Annotated in this window: 15 protein-coding genes; 12 read left to right on the top strand and 3 right to left on the bottom strand. The window is 62.2% G+C overall.

All coding sequences use genetic code 11. The annotated features are described in order from the left end of the window. Positions 1-21 precede the first annotated feature (21 nt). Together ttcA and AC0L17_RS14145 are read left to right on the top strand one after the other, a co-directional pair. Positions 22-909, top strand: coding sequence for a tRNA 2-thiocytidine(32) synthetase TtcA (ttcA, locus tag AC0L17_RS14150; protein WP_287057627.1), 888 nt, complete (start codon positions 22-24; stop codon positions 907-909). Further along, positions 899-1,726 carry an inositol monophosphatase family protein gene (locus AC0L17_RS14145; RefSeq protein WP_287138000.1) on the top strand — a complete coding sequence of 276 codons (828 nt, stop codon included), beginning with the start codon at positions 899-901 and terminating at the stop codon, positions 1,724-1,726. Before ttcA ends, AC0L17_RS14145 begins: the two co-directional genes overlap by 11 nt. A 73-nt stretch (positions 1,727-1,799) precedes the next feature. Here the strand turns inward: AC0L17_RS14145 and AC0L17_RS14140 are convergent, their stop codons facing one another. Beyond that, positions 1,800-3,344, bottom strand: coding sequence for a GMC family oxidoreductase (locus AC0L17_RS14140; protein WP_473516277.1), 1,545 nt, complete (start codon positions 3,342-3,344; stop codon positions 1,800-1,802). 46 nt (positions 3,345-3,390) lie between these two features. Further along, positions 3,391-4,068, bottom strand: a complete 678-nt coding sequence (locus tag AC0L17_RS14135; protein WP_473516276.1) for a FadR/GntR family transcriptional regulator — start codon at positions 4,066-4,068, stop codon at positions 3,391-3,393. A gap of 211 nt (positions 4,069-4,279) precedes the next feature. Here AC0L17_RS14135 and AC0L17_RS14130 point away from each other — a divergent pair, with 211 nt between their 5' ends. From AC0L17_RS14130 to AC0L17_RS14090, 9 genes are all read left to right on the top strand, one after another. Then, positions 4,280-5,908, top strand: a complete 1,629-nt coding sequence (locus AC0L17_RS14130) for a GMC family oxidoreductase (protein ID WP_473516275.1) — start codon at positions 4,280-4,282, stop codon at positions 5,906-5,908. A gap of 277 nt (positions 5,909-6,185) precedes the next feature. Beyond that, positions 6,186-7,337: a cupin domain-containing protein gene (locus tag AC0L17_RS14125; protein WP_128168452.1), complete on the top strand. Its 1,152-nt coding sequence runs from the start codon at positions 6,186-6,188 to the stop codon at positions 7,335-7,337. Between the two features lie 72 nt (positions 7,338-7,409). Then, entirely contained in the window at positions 7,410-8,543 is a 1,134-nt protein-coding gene (locus AC0L17_RS14120; protein ID WP_287259645.1) for an LVIVD repeat-containing protein, read from the top strand. Between the two features lie 9 nt (positions 8,544-8,552). Then, entirely contained in the window at positions 8,553-8,960 is a 408-nt protein-coding gene (locus AC0L17_RS14115) for a RidA family protein (RefSeq protein WP_027154168.1), read from the top strand. Positions 8,961-8,980: 20 nt separating this feature from the next. Then, a complete protein-coding gene (locus AC0L17_RS14110) occupies positions 8,981-9,601 on the top strand; it encodes a glutathione S-transferase family protein (RefSeq protein WP_473516274.1) in 621 nt (206 codons plus the stop codon). Beyond that, positions 9,601-10,530: a 5-formyl-3-hydroxy-2-methylpyridine 4-carboxylate 5-dehydrogenase gene (fhmpcd1, locus tag AC0L17_RS14105; protein ID WP_473516339.1), complete on the top strand. Its 930-nt coding sequence runs from the start codon at positions 9,601-9,603 to the stop codon at positions 10,528-10,530. Before AC0L17_RS14110 ends, fhmpcd1 begins: the two co-directional genes overlap by 1 nt. 124 nt (positions 10,531-10,654) lie before the next feature. After that, a complete protein-coding gene (locus AC0L17_RS14100; RefSeq protein WP_027154171.1) occupies positions 10,655-11,497 on the top strand; it encodes an ABC transporter ATP-binding protein in 843 nt (280 codons plus the stop codon). After that, a complete protein-coding gene (locus AC0L17_RS14095) occupies positions 11,494-12,309 on the top strand; it encodes an ABC transporter permease (RefSeq protein ID WP_473516273.1) in 816 nt (271 codons plus the stop codon). Before AC0L17_RS14100 ends, AC0L17_RS14095 begins: the two co-directional genes overlap by 4 nt. Before the next feature lie 33 nt (positions 12,310-12,342). Beyond that, positions 12,343-13,353, top strand: coding sequence for an ABC transporter substrate-binding protein (locus AC0L17_RS14090; RefSeq protein WP_128168455.1), 1,011 nt, complete (start codon positions 12,343-12,345; stop codon positions 13,351-13,353). A 39-nt stretch (positions 13,354-13,392) separates the two neighbouring features. Here the strand turns inward: AC0L17_RS14090 and AC0L17_RS14085 are convergent, their stop codons facing one another. Further along, positions 13,393-13,812, bottom strand: a complete 420-nt coding sequence (locus AC0L17_RS14085; protein WP_473516272.1) for a hypothetical protein — start codon at positions 13,810-13,812, stop codon at positions 13,393-13,395. 103 nt (positions 13,813-13,915) lie between these two features. On the opposite strand from AC0L17_RS14085, the gene AC0L17_RS14080 reads away from it, so the two are divergent. Beyond that, positions 13,916-14,944 carry a putative B6 ABC transporter substrate-binding protein gene (locus AC0L17_RS14080; RefSeq protein WP_473516271.1) on the top strand — a complete coding sequence of 343 codons (1,029 nt, stop codon included), beginning with the start codon at positions 13,916-13,918 and terminating at the stop codon, positions 14,942-14,944. Positions 14,945-14,965: the final 21 nt, after the last annotated feature.

The following is a 14,965-nucleotide window of genomic DNA, read 5'->3' as shown; positions in this document are numbered from 1 at the left end:
GATTTTTGGGGCCGCCGCGCCATGAACATGCTGCCAGAAACAATCGAACCGATCACTGACGCCGCAGGCGGCTTTCATCCGCTGTTTGCCGATGTGCCGTCCTCCGTCGAATTCAACAAGCTGCGCAAGCGGCTGCTGCGTCTCGCCCGTCAGGCGATCGACGATTTTTCGATGGTCAGGCCCGGCGATCGCTGGCTGGTCGCCTTGTCCGGCGGCAAGGATTCCTACGGCCTGCTTGCGTTGCTGCTCGACCTCAAATGGCGCGGGCTGCTGCCGGTCGACCTGCTGGCCTGCAATCTCGACCAGGGCCAGCCGAACTTTCCAAAGCACATTCTGCCCGATTATCTCAACACATACGCCATTGCGCACCGCATCGAATATCAGGACACCTATTCGGTGGTGACCGACAAGCTTCCCCAGGGCAGCACCTATTGTTCGCTGTGCTCGCGGCTCAGGCGCGGCCATCTCTACCGCATCGCGCGCGAGGAGGGCTGCTCGGCTTTGGTGCTCGGCCACCACCGCGAAGACATTCTCGAAACCTTTTTCATGAACCTGTTGCATGGCGGGCGCCTCGCCGCCATGCCGCCAAAACTGCTCAACGACGACGGCGACGTCATGGTGCTGCGGCCGCTTGCCTATTGCGCCGAGGCCGATCTCGAAAAATTCGCCGGCGCCATGAAGTTCCCGATCATCCCGTGCGATTTGTGCGGCAGCCAGGACGGCTTGCAGCGCAATGCGATGAAGGCGATGCTCGACGACCTGGAAAAGCGCATGCCCGGCCGCAAGGACACGATGATCCACGCCATGACCAATGTGCGGCCCTCGCATCTGCTCGACAGAAAGCTGTTCGATTTCGCCGCACTCAACGAAACCCTGACCGCAAGGCAAGACATTCCCGATGACATTTGACGATACCGCGATCGACTGGCTCGCCACGCTTCTGTCCGACGCTGCCATTGCCGAGATCATGCCGCGCTTTCGCCGGCTGGATGAGGGCGACGTCCGCCAGAAGACCTCGGCAGCCGATCTGGTGACGGAGGCCGATGTGAGTGCCGAGCGGCTCATCACCGTCAGGCTGCGTGAGCGCTACCCGCAGGCGATGATCGTCGGCGAGGAAGCCTGCTCCGACGACCCGGCGCTGCTCCAGGGCCTCGGCGAAGCCGATCTCGCCTTCGTCATCGATCCCGTCGACGGCACTTTCAATTTCGCCTCAGGCGTGCCGCTGTTCGGCGTCATGCTCGGCGTCGTCGTGAAGGGCGAGACCGTCGCCGGCATCATTCACGATCCCATCGGCAAGGACTGGCTGATCGGCGCCAGCGGTGCTGGCAGCCACATACGGCATGCGCATGGCACTTTGGAGAAGGTGCATGTCGCCGAGCCTGCGCCGATCTCGCAAATGACCGGCGCGGTTTCCTGGCAATACATGCCCGAGCCGGAACGGTCACGGCTGGCGCGCAACCAGACGAAATGCTTGTCGCAATTCGGCTATCGCTGCGCGGCCCACGAATACCGCCTGCTGGCGAGCGGCCACGCCCACTTCGTCGTCTACAACAAGCTGATGCCGTGGGATCATCTGGCCGGTGTGCTGATCCATGCCGAGGCCGGTGGTTACGCCGCGCGTTTCGACGGCAGCACCTATCGGCCGTCGCATGTCGGCGGTGGCCTTCTTGTCGCACCGGACGAAGCAAGCTGGCGCGAACTGCGCCGGGAACTCTGGGCGGAATAGGCCGTTTGGGATCGATCCGATTCGGGCCATGCCCGGCCGATCCGATTTTTGGGATCATGCGCTAATGCGGCGGTCAAACGCGACGCGCTTTAGGCGGAGCTGACGCCCAGGTTTCCGCTATGGCGACTACCGCGGCATTGATGGGTCCGCTCGGGATCGTCGGCATCACCGACGCGTCGACGATGAAGACGTTGTCGAAGCCGTTCAGCCGCAAATCCGGGTCGACGACTGCGTCGGCATCACCGCCCATCCTGCACGTGCCGGCAGGATGATGATGTGTGGAGGCAGCGCTGGCGATGAAAGCATCAAGCTCGTCGTCCGACTGCACCTGTGATCCCGGCAGGACTTCCACATCGCGCCACTCGTCGAGCGCTCGATGATGGCCAATCGCGCGCGCCGTCTTCAGCGCTATCCGGAAAACGGCCCGGTCATGTTCGGTTTCGAGATAATGCGGATCGATGATCGGTGCATCGTTTCGGCCCGGCCCGCCCGGTGCGATGCGCCCACGACTGGTCGGCTGGGTGACGCCGCATAGTATCGTGAAAGCCGAGCCGTAGGGTGGTGCATTCAAGCCCACTGCGGCCGATGGAGCAACGACGCAGGCGAGTACGATATCGGGGCTTCCCGTCGAACGGGTCGGGTCGCTGCCGTGCAGATACATCAGCGATTCCGAGTGCTGCAGGCGCGACGGGGGCAGCGGCTTTTTCGTGATGTAGACGTTCCCAAGGGCCAGCAGATGGTCCTGCAGATTGCGGCCGACATCGCGCCGGTCGGCACGACAGCGAATCCCCGCCCGCTTCAGCGTATCCGGATCGCCGATGCCCGATCGCATGAGGATGAGCGGCGACGACACCGCGCCTGCACAAAGAACGATCCTGTCGGCGGAGATCGTCATGCTCCCCCCATCGCACACGACAGCCACATCCGTGGCCCGCTGGCCTTCCAGCACGAGGTGATCGACCTCGTGAGCGGGGAGCAGAGCGAGGTTCGGTCGCACCATGACCTCCGGCGGCAGGTAGGCGTCGGCGACGCTCAGGCGCTTGCCGGCGCGGATGTTCAGCGAATTAGGGCTCGTGCCGGCGAGCTCGCCGCTATTGTGGTCGGTCAGGGCGGGGATCCCCATGGCCTGTCCAGCGGCGATATAGGCGCGGACGACGGGGCTGACCTCCGCATCCGGCAGATAGACGTCCAACGGTCCGCAGCGGCCGCGCGACGGCGCATCGAACGCGGTGAAAGCTTCGCTGCGGACGAAGCCCGGCAACAAGCCAGAAAAGGACCAGCGCTCGCCGCCTGCTACTGCCCAGGGCTGGAAATCATCGGGATGGCCACGCACATAGGCCATGGCATGCAGGCAGCTAGAACCGCCGACGATCTTTCCGCGCGGCCATTCGTGGACGCGGTTTGCGGTAAAGGGTTGCGGCACCGTCCGATAAGCCCAGTCATAGGCGCGGCCCTGCAGCATCGTCCATTTCAACGGGTCGGCGATATCGGGATCGGACGGCATGACCCCGGCTTCGATCAGGCCGACCTGGCACGCGCTGTCCTCGCTTAGCCGGCTAGCCACCACCGAGCCGGCAGATCCGGCGCCGACGACCAGCACGTCGAAATGACGCATCAATTTGAAAGTTCCCGCGAGCAGGCTGTCTGGCTAGAAAGCGAGACGCTCATGCCGCAAAAGCGCCGGCATTCGACCGTTCCGTGATTCGTCTTTGCACGGATAGCAAATGCGCGCGCATGGCCGCTTCGGCTGCTTCGGGGTCGCGTTTCGAGATCGCTTCGGCGATCAGACGATGTTCGCCGTCGCGCTCGGCGATCCGCTTAGGGCAGGTGGGTGCTGCGGCCCGTGCGACCTTGACCCGCGCATCGACCCCGACCTGGCGCAGCATCTTGTAGAATTCGGCGGCAAGATGGTTGCGGGCGGCAGCGACGATGGCGGAATGAAAAGCGAAATCGACCGCGCCAGACGAGGCATTCTCCGGCGTGGTTGCCGCATCGATGATCCGGGCCGTCTCGAACGAGGAGGCGCGCAGCGATGCCAGCCGGGCGAGGCCCGGTTCCATGAGCAGGCGCAACTCCAGAACCTCGATGGGGTTGGTTACCCTGACAAGTTCTTCGCCATATCGGGGCAGGGCGGTCGGCGCACGCCTGGCGCGCGTCGGTTTCAAATCACCTGATTGGCGCAGCATCTCGAGCGCCTTGCGAAGCTGATGACGTTTCACGTTGAGATGTTCGGCAAGGTCACGCTCGGAAGGAAGCTTGCCGCCGCCCTGCTGCAACTGGCGGACCGCTGCGATGATGTCGTCGAGGTCCGAAGATACGACCTGCGGCTCGAATGCGCTCAAAACCAAATCTCCTGTCTGATCGGCAGCGGTCGACTCGACGTCCCGATATCAAGTTGTGACACGGAATCGATGAGAACGGCACTCAACCAACTCAACCAATCTACATCTGCGCCCGGTGGTTGACAACACCAGTTGCGCGATGGTTGAGTACCGCAGTTGTTTCTTTGACGGCTCATATCTCGGCGGGGCCGTCTTCTCCTGAGGACAGTGCATGCCGTTTGGGGAAACATTCGACTATGTCATTGTCGGAGCCGGGTCGGCCGGCTGCGTGCTTGCAAACCGCCTGAGCGAAGATCCTGATGTTTCCGTGCTGCTCCTGGAAGCTGGCGACTGGGATCGCGATCCGATGATCCACATCCCGCTCGGCTGGGGTAAGATCCTGACCGAACGCCGTCACGACTGGATGTATTTCTGCGAGCCCGAGGCCAATGTCGGCGGACGCAAGGTCGAATGTGCGCGCGGCAAGGTCATCGGCGGCTCCTCCTCCACCAACGCCATGGCCTATGTGCGCGGCAATCGCGGCGATTACGATCGCTGGGCGGCCAGCGGTCTCACCGATTGGTCATTCGACAAGGTGCTGCCCTATTTCAAGAAGCAGGAGCGCTGGGAAAAGGGCGAGAGCGACTATCGCGGCGGCAGCGGGCCGTTGAACACGCAGTTCTGCCGCTACAAGGACGAACTGATCGATGCCTTCGCTACGGCGAGCCGGGATGCCGGATACCCCCAGACCGACGATTACAATGGCCCGGTGCAGGAAGGCTTTGGCCGCCTGCAGATGACGATCGCAAACGGTCGCCGCTGCTCGACCGCGTCGGCCTATCTGCGTCCCGTCATGCGCCGCAGCAATGTCAAGGTGCTGACCGGCGCGATGGCGACGCGGATCGTGCTGAAGGATGGGCGAGCGACCGGCATCGCCTATACCAGGGGCGGCGCGACCCACCAGGTGCTGGCGCGGCATGAGGTCGTGCTTGCCGGCGGCGTCATCAACACGCCGCAGTTGCTGATGCTGTCGGGGATCGGCGATAGCGGCGAGCTCGCCGCGCATGGTATCGAGACGAAAGTAGACCGTCCGCAGGTCGGCAAGAACCTGCAGGACCATGTCTCGGTCATTCTGATGTATCGGCGCAAGCAGCCGGGGCCGTTCCACAAGATGATGCGGGCCGATCGTATCGGGCTGGATTTCGTCAAGACCTATTTTACCGGAAAGGGCTTTTCGGGAGATGTGCCCGGCGGGGTCGTGGCGTTTCTGAAGAGCGATGCAAGCCGGCCGTTGCCGGATGTTCAGCTGCTTTTCACGGCTGCGCCGCTTGCCGCATGGCCTTACATGCCGCCATTCAAGGCGCCCTTCGCCGATGGCTTTGCGACCCGCATCGTCGCCGTCCAGCCGAAGAGCAGGGGGAGCGTGGAACTGGCGTCGAACGACCCGTTGGCTGCGCCGCTGATCCACCAGAATTTCCTGTCATCGCCGCACGACTGGCAGTCGCTTCGCGCCGGCTTCCGCGTCGCGCGCAACCTCGCTGCACAACCGTCGATGACGCCGTTCATCGCCTCGGAGTTCTTTCCGGGCTCACAATGCCAGAGCGACGATGAGATCGATGAGCATATTCGCAACACCTCGATCACTGTGCATCATCCGGCCGGCACCTGCCGCATGGGTGTCGACGCGGAGTCGGTGGTCGACCCGCAACTACGGGTGCGCGGCGTTGCCGGCCTTCGCGCGGTGGATGCTTCCGTGATGCCGGATCTCGTTTGCGGCAACATCAATGCGGCGGTCATCATGATCGCCGAAAAGGCCTCGGACCTGATCCGCGGCCGTGCTGAACAAAGCATGGCCGCCTGATTGCTGTCGCCCGGGTTCAACCAAGTTCCTTTGGTTGAAAACAAAATTCGAGTTGGTTTGGGCTGCCGAGCGATTGCCACGGCCGCAATGGTACGATCCGCCGGCCATTTTCTCGCATCTTTTCGACTTTCTTGCCTCTTTTGGGGCCATTCGGCCTCCATAGAAGCACTCAACCAAAAATTTTTAAAATTCTCAGTTTTGGGATTGTCCAGAAAAACCAATCCGAATACGGTTGAGTTGGTTAAACGCATTTTCTTCGTGAAGAGAGGTGTCAGAGATGTCCTTGGCGCAACCGGCAGACCTTACCGTCACCAACAAGAAGGCAGCGCTGAAGGGCCTTTATGACGCCCTCTACGAAAAGAATATGTTCCCGTTCTGGGCGACGTCGGAAGGCGTCGATCACGACGAGATCAAGCAGCTCATGGCGACCTCGAAGGCGATCCCCTTCGTCTGGTCCTATGCCGATATCGAGCCGCTGCTGCAGCGCGCCGCCGAACTGGTGACCATGGACGACAGCGAGCGCCGGTCGCTGATCCTGGTCAATCCGGGGCTCGCGCCCAAGCGCGCCTCGGTCAGCACCATGTACACCGCCTACCGCCTGAATGATCCGGACGAGATCATGCCGCCGCACAAGCATTCGCCGAGCGCCATACGTTTTGGCCTGACCGGCAAGGGTAATTTTACCGGCGTCGAGGGCGAGGACGTGGTTTTCGGCCCCGGCGACATGGTGCTGACGCCGAACGACGCCTGGCACAATCACGGCACGGTCGGCGGCGAACAGGCGGTCAACCTTTCTGTCCTCGACCTGCCGCTGGTCGAGACGCTGCACGCCGTGCATTTCGATCACAAATACACCGAGATGGTCGACGGCAAGGAAGTCGAGAAGAAGGTGCAGACCGCGCGTTTTCCGAGCGATTATTCGCAGCGAATCTATGGCGAGGGCGGCCTGATGCCGCGCTTCGTCGACCACAAGCGCGGCGGCGGCCTGTCGTCGCCGATGTATGTCTATCGCTGGGAAAAGATGGAAGCGATCCTCGACGCGCACAAGGATTGGGACGGCGATCCGCATGAAGGCATCGTCATCGACTATGTCGACCCCACCACCGGCGGCCCGGTCTTCCGCACGATCAACTTCTACGTGCAGATGTTGCGGCCGGGCGAAAAGACGCTGCCGCAACGCGAGACCGCCAGCCTGCTGTTGGCGCCGTTCCGCGGCAATGGCCATTCGATGATCGATGGCAAGCGCTACGACTGGAACCAGTTCGATACGATCGCCATACCGGGCGGTTGCTGGGTCGAGCATATCAATGGCTCCTCGACCGAGCCGGTCATCTTCTTCGGCGCGACCGATGCGCCGACACAGAAGGCGCTGCTGCTCTACAAGCGCTGGGGCCGCAACCAGGCCGGCGATCTGCTCCGCATCGTCTAGTTTGCAGCGGAAACCGTCCGCGCCGCCATAGTGGCGCGGACATCGAACGAGACGGTTCAGCAGCAAGGGCGGATGCATTTGGTTTCGGCGTTCAACACAAAGCAGATCGGCCATGTCGACTGTCCGGGCGGTGGTCAGGTCTGGGTCGACGGCAACATTCTCTATATCGGCCACATGCGTCCGCCGAGCGGCACGACGCTTGTCGACATTTCCGATCCGCGCAATCCCAGGAAGGTCGCGACGATCGACGTTCCGCCCGGCTGGCACTCGCACAAGGTGCGCGCCCAGGACGGTCTGATGATCATCAACCACGAGCGCTTCGGCAATGCGGGCCCGGCCGATTTCGGCGGTGGCCTGGCGCTCTACGACACGACCCGACCGGCGGAGCCGAGGCTGATCTCGAAGTGGATAACCGGCGGCCATGGCGTGCATCGCTACGACTATGACGGCCGCTATGCCTATATCTCGCCGACTGCCGACGGCTATGTCGGCAACATCGTGATGATCCTCGACCTGATCGATCCGGTAAATCCGGTCGAAATCGGCCGCTGGTGGATACCGGGGCAATGGACCGGCGGCGGCGAAGAGTATCCGTGGCATGATTACGTCACGCCGCGCTGCCACCATCCGTTACGCATGGGCGACCGGCTCTATGTCAGCTACTGGCATCACGGCCTTTTCATCCTCGACATTTCCGACATTTCGAAGCCGAAGCTTGTCTCGCATGTCAATTCGAGCCCGAGCTTCCCGCATCCCACGCACACATGCCTGCCGATCCCGCAGCCGCTCAAGGGCCGCAACATCATGGTGGTGGCGGACGAGGATGTCGCCAAGCTCCGAGCTTCGCCGCCGGCCTTCACCTGGATCTACGACATCACCGACGAAACGAACCCGCTGCCGATCTCGACCTTCCAGGTGCCTGGCCTCGACCCGGATGGCGAACCACAACCGCCAATGACCGGCTGCCATCAGCCTTCCGAGCGGTTCAAGGGCACCATCATTCCGTTTGCATGGTTCGCCCAGGGGCTGCGGCTGGTCGACATCGCCGACCCGTTCGCACCCAAGGAGGTCGGCCATTTCGTGCCCGATGCGCCTGAGGGCGCCGAGCGATCGTCTTCCAACGACGTCACCATCGACGATCGCGGCATCGTCTACCTCATCGACCGCGTCCGTGGCGTCGATATCATCGAAACCAGCGTTCTCTAGGGGGATAGGTTGAGCGACAGCACGCGAAAATCCGCCAGCCACTACGCCATCGGCAAGAAGAATCCGAACCTGCCGTTTCATCCGGCGGTGCGTGCCGGCGATTTCATTTTCGTCTCCGGCCAGGTGCCGAAGGACGAGAACAACAACATGATCAGCGGCACGATCGAGGAAGAGACACTGGCGACGCTGAGGACCATCGCGCGCGTCATTGCCGATGAGGGCGCAACGCTCTCCGATGTCGTGCGGATCACCACCTATCTCGAGGATACGCGCGACTTCGGCCGCTACAACAAGGCGTTTCTCGAAGGGATCGGCGACGCGGTGCTGGCGCGCACGACGGTGGAGGCAAAGGCCGTCATCAACACCAAGATCGAAATGGACGCTATCGTCTACAAGCCGCTGCCGGCCGGCAAGTAGGCCACAATCGAGGAGATGATATGTACAAGCTCTTAGGCCGCCAGACATCGGGCAACGTTCAAAAGGTGCTCTTCATGCTCGAAGAGCTTGGCGCGCCATACAAGCGCGAAGATTACGGCCGCCAGTTCGAAAACACCCAGACGGCCGAATACAAGGCGCTTAATCCGACGTCGAAAGTCCCGACGCTGGTCGACGGCGACACCGTGATCTGGGAGTCCAACACCATCCTGCGCTATCTCGCGGCATCCGGCGGCGAGCGGCTGAACGGCGCCACCGCTGCGGAAAAGACCGAGGTCGAGCGCTGGATGGATTTTCTGCTGGCGGCGGTCAATCCCGGCTATATGGCTGCCTTCAAGGGCGCCAAGCTGACGCCAGAGGAACAGACCGCCGAATACAAGGAACAGGTCAAGGACCTGGTGGCGCAGCTCAAGATCATCGACGGGCATCTGGCCGGCAAGGAATTCCTGGCGCTGGGAAAGCTGACCATTGCCGACATCGCCTGCGCACCGATCCTGAAACGCTGCATCGACTTCAAGATTGATCGGCCGTCGCTGCCCAATCTCGAGCGCTGGGTCGCCGCAATCGCCGCGCGCCCGGCCTTCAAAACGGCAACCGCTGCGGCTCCCGCAAGGGCCGCATGATGATCAAGCGCGCCGCCCTCATCGGACTGGGAACGATGGGTCCGGGCATCGCCGCGCGGCTTTCGCGCGGCGGGCTCGATGTGGCGGCGTACGATGTTTCCGAAGTCGCGGTCGAACGTGCCCGCGGCATGCTCGACATCGCCGGCGGGGTTCTGGACCGTCTCGACATCAAGGTGCCGGCAACGGGCGCCGGCACGGTGCGCTTCGCCCGCACCGTCGCCGAGGCCGTCGATGGGGCGGAACTGGTCATCGAGAATGTGCCTGAGAATATCGACACCAAGGCCGAAACCTATCGCGCCATCGACCCGCTGATCGGCTCTTCGGTGATCGTCGCCTCGGACACGTCGGGTATTCCGATCACCAAGCTGCAGGCCCATATCTCGCACCCCGACAGGATGGTCGGCATGCACTGGTCGAACCCGCCCCACATCATCCCGATGATCGAGGTGATCGGCGGCGAGAAGACCGCGCCCGAAACGGTGGCGACGATACGCGACCTGATCCGCTCGATCGGGCTGTTGCCGGTGGTCGTGAAGAAAGACGTTCCCGGCTTCGTCGAAAATCGCGTGCTTTACGCACTGCTGCGTGAAGCGGTGGATCTGGTCGAGCGCGGCGTCATCGAACCGGAGGATCTCGACACCTGCGTATCCTGGGGCATCGGCTACAAGATCGCCGTCATCGGGCCAATGGCGCTGCTCGATATGGCCGGCCTCGATATCTACAAATCCGTCTCTTCGTTCCTGAACGCCGATCTCTCCAATCGGGATGATGTGGCGCCGATGGTGCTGGAGAAGACCGGTGCATCGAAGTTCGGCATCAAGTCGGGCGAGGGCATGTTCTCCTACACGCCCGAACAGATAAGGGCGCTGCAAGGCGAACGGGCGCGCAAGCTGGTCGCGGTGCGCCGCATCCTCGAGGGCCGGGAGTAGCCGATGGCACGAGTTAGGCATGAGGCTGGCCATGCCGGGGACTTCACCCGGTTGGCCGTTCATGCGGACTGTGCCATCAAGACAGCGCAGCTGCGGCCAATCACGATGCATGGGGTGATCGACCATGCAGGTTGAAACCATTCGACCCGCCGGCGGCCGACCGACCCACATGCGCCACGACGACCTCATTTCCGCCAAAGGCGTTTCGGTGGTCATGGGCACGGATCGGAACCGCCAGCTGATCCTCAGGGATATAGACCTTGCAGTTCCGCAAGGCTCGTTCGTTTCCCTGATCGGCCCTTCGGGTTGCGGCAAGAGTACGCTGCTCAAAGTGCTGGCTGGGTTGGTAAATCCGAGCAGCGGCAGTGTCTCGGTTGCCGGCGTTTCGCCAGGCGAAGCGGCGCGCAAGCGGATGATCGGTCTGGTCTTTCAGGATGCCAATCTGCTGCCGTGGAAAAACGCCGTCGACAATGCCTCGATGCTGCTCGGCATCGCCGACAAATCGATGTCGCGCTCGGCGCTGCGGGCACGTGGACAGGAAATGCTGGACCTAGTGGGACTTGGCGATGCCGCCCACAAGCGCCCAAACGAACTGTCTGGCGGCATGCGGCAGCGGGTTGCCATCGCCCGGGCTTTGGCGCTCGATCCGGCGGTCTTGCTGATGGACGAGCCGTTTGGCGCCCTTGATGCGATCACCCGCGACTCGATGGGCCAGTCGCTGCTGGAGATCTGGCAGCGGACCGGCAAGACGATCGTCTTCGTGACGCATTCGATCGACGAAGCCATTCAGTTGTCGCGCCAGGTCCATGTGCTGGGAATCAAACCGGGACGCATTACCCAGAGCCTGGACATTCCGCTGCCTTATCCGCGCGACGCTTCCGTGACCGAAGTCCCCGAATTCGTCAGGCTGGTGCTTCAGCTTCGAACGATGCTGCGCTCCAGTCACCAGCCGGGAGGCGCGACGTGAGCAGGCAACCCCTCATGAATCTCTCATCGCCGCAACCGGTTTCCGGCTGGGACGCGGCAACAAGCAGCTGGCTTCCGGCGGCTATCCTTCTGCTGGTGACGATCGTGTTGTGGGAAGCCGCGGTGCGGATATTCTCGATATCTTCCTTTATCGTTCCTGCCCCATCCGAGATTGCGAAATCGCTGGTCGCGCAGTGGGGCACTCTCATGCAGGCGACGGTGGTCACGGCAGGCGAAATCCTGTTTGGCTTTCTTGTCTCGGTCATAGTCGGCATTGCGCTTGCTCTCGTCATCGTGCGCTTCGATTGGCTGGGCCGCGCGCTCTACCCGCTCGTCGTGCTGTTCCAGAATGTGCCGAAGGTCGCGCTGGCGCCGATCTTCATCCTCTGGTTCGGTTATGGGCTCGCTCCCAAAATCGGTCTGATTCTGGTCATCGCCTTCTTCCCGGTGACGCTGTCGATGCTGGCCGGCATGCAATCGGTCGACCGTTCGCTTCTGTCGCTGATGAATTCGGTCGGCGCCAGCCCGACCCAGATCCTGTTCAGGATCCGTGTCCCCCACTCGCTACCGAGCCTGATGGCCGGGACCAAGATAGCCGCGACCCTGAGCGTGATCGGCGCCATCGTCGGCGAATTTGCCGGAGCCTCGGACGGGCTCGGCTACGTCATCCAATTCGCGTCGACCCAACTCGACACGGCCCTTGTCTTCGCGGCGCTGCTGCTGGTTTCAGTGCTCGGCATCGCCTTCTACTACGCAGCCGAAATTCTTGAACGTGTCGTGGTGCCGTGGGCGCCGAAATTCAGCCAGGCCTAGGATCTTTCGAACAACCAAACAAGGGAACAGACAATGCTGAGACGCTCTCTTATCAAGGCAGCCACCTTTGCGGCGTTTGTCGGCGCGCTTGGCTTCTCGAACGCGGCGCTGGCGGCGGACACGGTCAACGTTCAGCTCGACTGGGTGGTGCGCGGCAATCACGCCATGTTCTTTGTCGGCAAGGAAAAAGGCTTCTTCGCCAAGAACGACATCGATGTGAGCGAGGTCCGCAAAGGGTCCGGCTCGCCGGATGCCATGCGGCTGGTGGGCAACGGCAACGCTGAATTCGGCTTCGGCGATCTTCCCACGCTTGCCGTGGCAAGGTCGCAGAATGTTCCCGTCGTGGCGCTGGCGGCGGTCAACCAGCAGTCGCCGCTGGGCATTATTTCGCTCGCCAAGACGCTCAAGCTGACCAAGCCTTCAGACCTCAAGGGCCTGACCATCGGCATCCACCCGGCGGGCTCCACCTACATTTTCTTCAGGGGCTTCCTGGCTGCCAACGGCATGAGCGAGAAGGACATGACGCTCAACAGCGTCTCGCCGCCGTACGAAAGCTACCTGCTGCTCGGACGGGTGCAGACGGTCGTCGGTTATCTCGACGCCGAAGTGCCAGAACTTGAAGCCAAGGCTGGCGGCCCAGGGTCGCTGAGCATCATGCTCGGCGCGGATCACGGCTGGAAGGCCTATGGCTCGGGACTGTTCACCTCGGAAGCGATGATCAAGGACAATGCCGATGTCGTGCGCCGCTTCGTGAAGGCCTACAGGGAGGCTTTCGACTATGTCGCGGCCCATCCGGAAGAAGCCGCCGAGATCACCGCCAAGGCCGTTCCTGGCTATGCGGAGAAGAAGGATGTGCTGCTGGCCCAGCTCAAGGCCGACATCGCTTCGACGTTCAACAGCCCGGCAACGAAGGAACACGGCCTCGGCTGGATGACGAAGACCCAATGGGAAGAGACCCTGAAGACGCTGACGGATCAGGGCGTGCTCAAAACGGCCCTGTCGGCCGACGACGTCTTCACCGACAAATTCCTGGCGGCAGAGTGAAGGTCGGGGGCGGTGTCTGACTTGGCAAAAAGCGAGCGTCTACCGGCAGACCAGCCTGTCGTCCGCTCTGCTGCAGGTCACGGCCATTTGCCCCTTTCTTCCACTGGTCCGGTCGAGCACGATTTGCACGCGCGTGGCGTATGCCTGTCTGGCGAGGCCGCACCACAGCCGCTCGACGGGCAGGTTTTCGCGCTTGTCGTTGAGGATCGCAAATGTCCCGGTTTCTGGATCGAACCACAGCTCGATACGGGCGCTCTTGCCAGGCGCCGCGGTGGCGATCGTGGCCGAATACCAGTGGGCGAAGTCTGCATTGCAGGAAAGCGCCTCACGCCCCGCATTCGAGATCGTCAGCGGCACCGGATCGAGCCCTTCGGTGCCGGTTCGCACAGTGATGTGCCGCAATTCAACCGCGTTGGCGAACGATGTGAACGCCAGAATTATCGGAAGAATGTATCGCACAACCACCTTGCCTGAACTCCGTGTGGAATTGTTCAGGCAGTCTACCTCGCTTTTGCGCAATAACAATAAGAATATCTTGGGTCAACCGAACAGAGAGGGTAACATGTCTAAGTTCCTGAAGGGCAGCGTAAGCGCTGTTATATTAAGCGGCCTCTTGCTGGGCAATGCACTTGCCGCCGAAGTCAAGTCCATTGCCATCCTGACGCCGGAAGAAGGCACCGATTATGGCTGGAACCAGCAAGGCATCGACGCTGCCAAGGCAGCGGCGAAAGCTGCCGGTGTCGAGATAGTGACGGCGCAGGGGCTCGGCTATGGCGACGTGCGCCCGACATTGCGCGAACTGGCGGCCGACGGCGCCAGCCTGTTGATCGCCCATGCCAGCGGGTACAACACCGCGGCTCCCGAAATCGCCAAGGAAACCAAGGTGCCAGTGGCGATCGTCGACACGCCGACCGGCCTGGAGGCTGGGCTCGTCGCAGATTACACGCTGAGCGGTCACGAAGGTGCGTACCTTGCCGGCCGTCTCGCCGCCAAGATGTCGCGTTCCAAGTCGGTCGGCATCGTCGTGTCCGGCGAGCCTCCGTCGTGGAACTCGCAGTCGGCGGCGTTCGCGCAAGGTGTGAAGGCCGAGAACCCGGACGTCAAGGTCACCTATGCGGTGATCGGACCCGCCGCCTACAGCGATGCGGCCGGCGGCAAGCGCGTTACCGAAAGCGTGATCGCATCGGGCGCCGACATCATCTTCGGCCAGGGCAACGGCTCGAGCTTCGGCATGCTGCAGGCGGTCGAGACGACCAAGGCCGGCGATGGCGGCAAGGTCTATTTCATCGACGTCATCGGCGACAAGACGCCGATCGACAAAGGCTTCCTGCTGTCGTCGGTGGTTTGGAACATCGAGCCGGTCTATGCGGCGATGATCGCCGACCTCAAGGCCGACACGTTCGGCACCAAGAGCTACTCGATCGGCCTCAAGGACGATTCGGTCAGGCTTCTGAAAACCGCTGCGATCCCGGACAATGTATGGGCGGAGATCCAGACGCTGCGCGAGGACATCATTTCCGGCAAGACCAAGGTCGATCCGGTCTATGATGCAGCAGCCGTCAGGGCGCTGATGACCAGCGTCGCCCAGTAAGGCGCTTCAATGCAGACTTCC

The sequence above is a fragment of the Mesorhizobium sp. WSM4829 genome, assembly GCF_055811475.1.
The sequence above is the reverse complement of the archived record's forward strand: the minus strand, read 5'-3'. Positions and strand labels throughout refer to the sequence as shown.

Coding starts and splice junctions, on each gene's coding strand:
- AC0L17_RS14110 (WP_473516274.1), top strand. CDS start 8,981: ATGTACAAGCTCTTAGGCCGCCAGACATCGGGCAACGTTCAAAAGGTG.
- fhmpcd1 (WP_473516339.1), top strand. CDS start 9,601: ATGATCAAGCGCGCCGCCCTCATCGGACTGGGAACGATGGGTCCGGGC.
- AC0L17_RS14120 (WP_287259645.1), top strand. CDS start 7,410: ATGCATTTGGTTTCGGCGTTCAACACAAAGCAGATCGGCCATGTCGAC.
- AC0L17_RS14145 (WP_287138000.1), top strand. CDS start 899: ATGACATTTGACGATACCGCGATCGACTGGCTCGCCACGCTTCTGTCC.
- AC0L17_RS14130 (WP_473516275.1), top strand. CDS start 4,280: ATGCCGTTTGGGGAAACATTCGACTATGTCATTGTCGGAGCCGGGTCG.
- AC0L17_RS14090 (WP_128168455.1), top strand. CDS start 12,343: ATGCTGAGACGCTCTCTTATCAAGGCAGCCACCTTTGCGGCGTTTGTC.
- AC0L17_RS14080 (WP_473516271.1), top strand. CDS start 13,916: ATGTCTAAGTTCCTGAAGGGCAGCGTAAGCGCTGTTATATTAAGCGGC.
- AC0L17_RS14125 (WP_128168452.1), top strand. CDS start 6,186: ATGTCCTTGGCGCAACCGGCAGACCTTACCGTCACCAACAAGAAGGCA.
- ttcA (WP_287057627.1), top strand. CDS start 22: ATGAACATGCTGCCAGAAACAATCGAACCGATCACTGACGCCGCAGGC.
- AC0L17_RS14100 (WP_027154171.1), top strand. CDS start 10,655: ATGCAGGTTGAAACCATTCGACCCGCCGGCGGCCGACCGACCCACATG.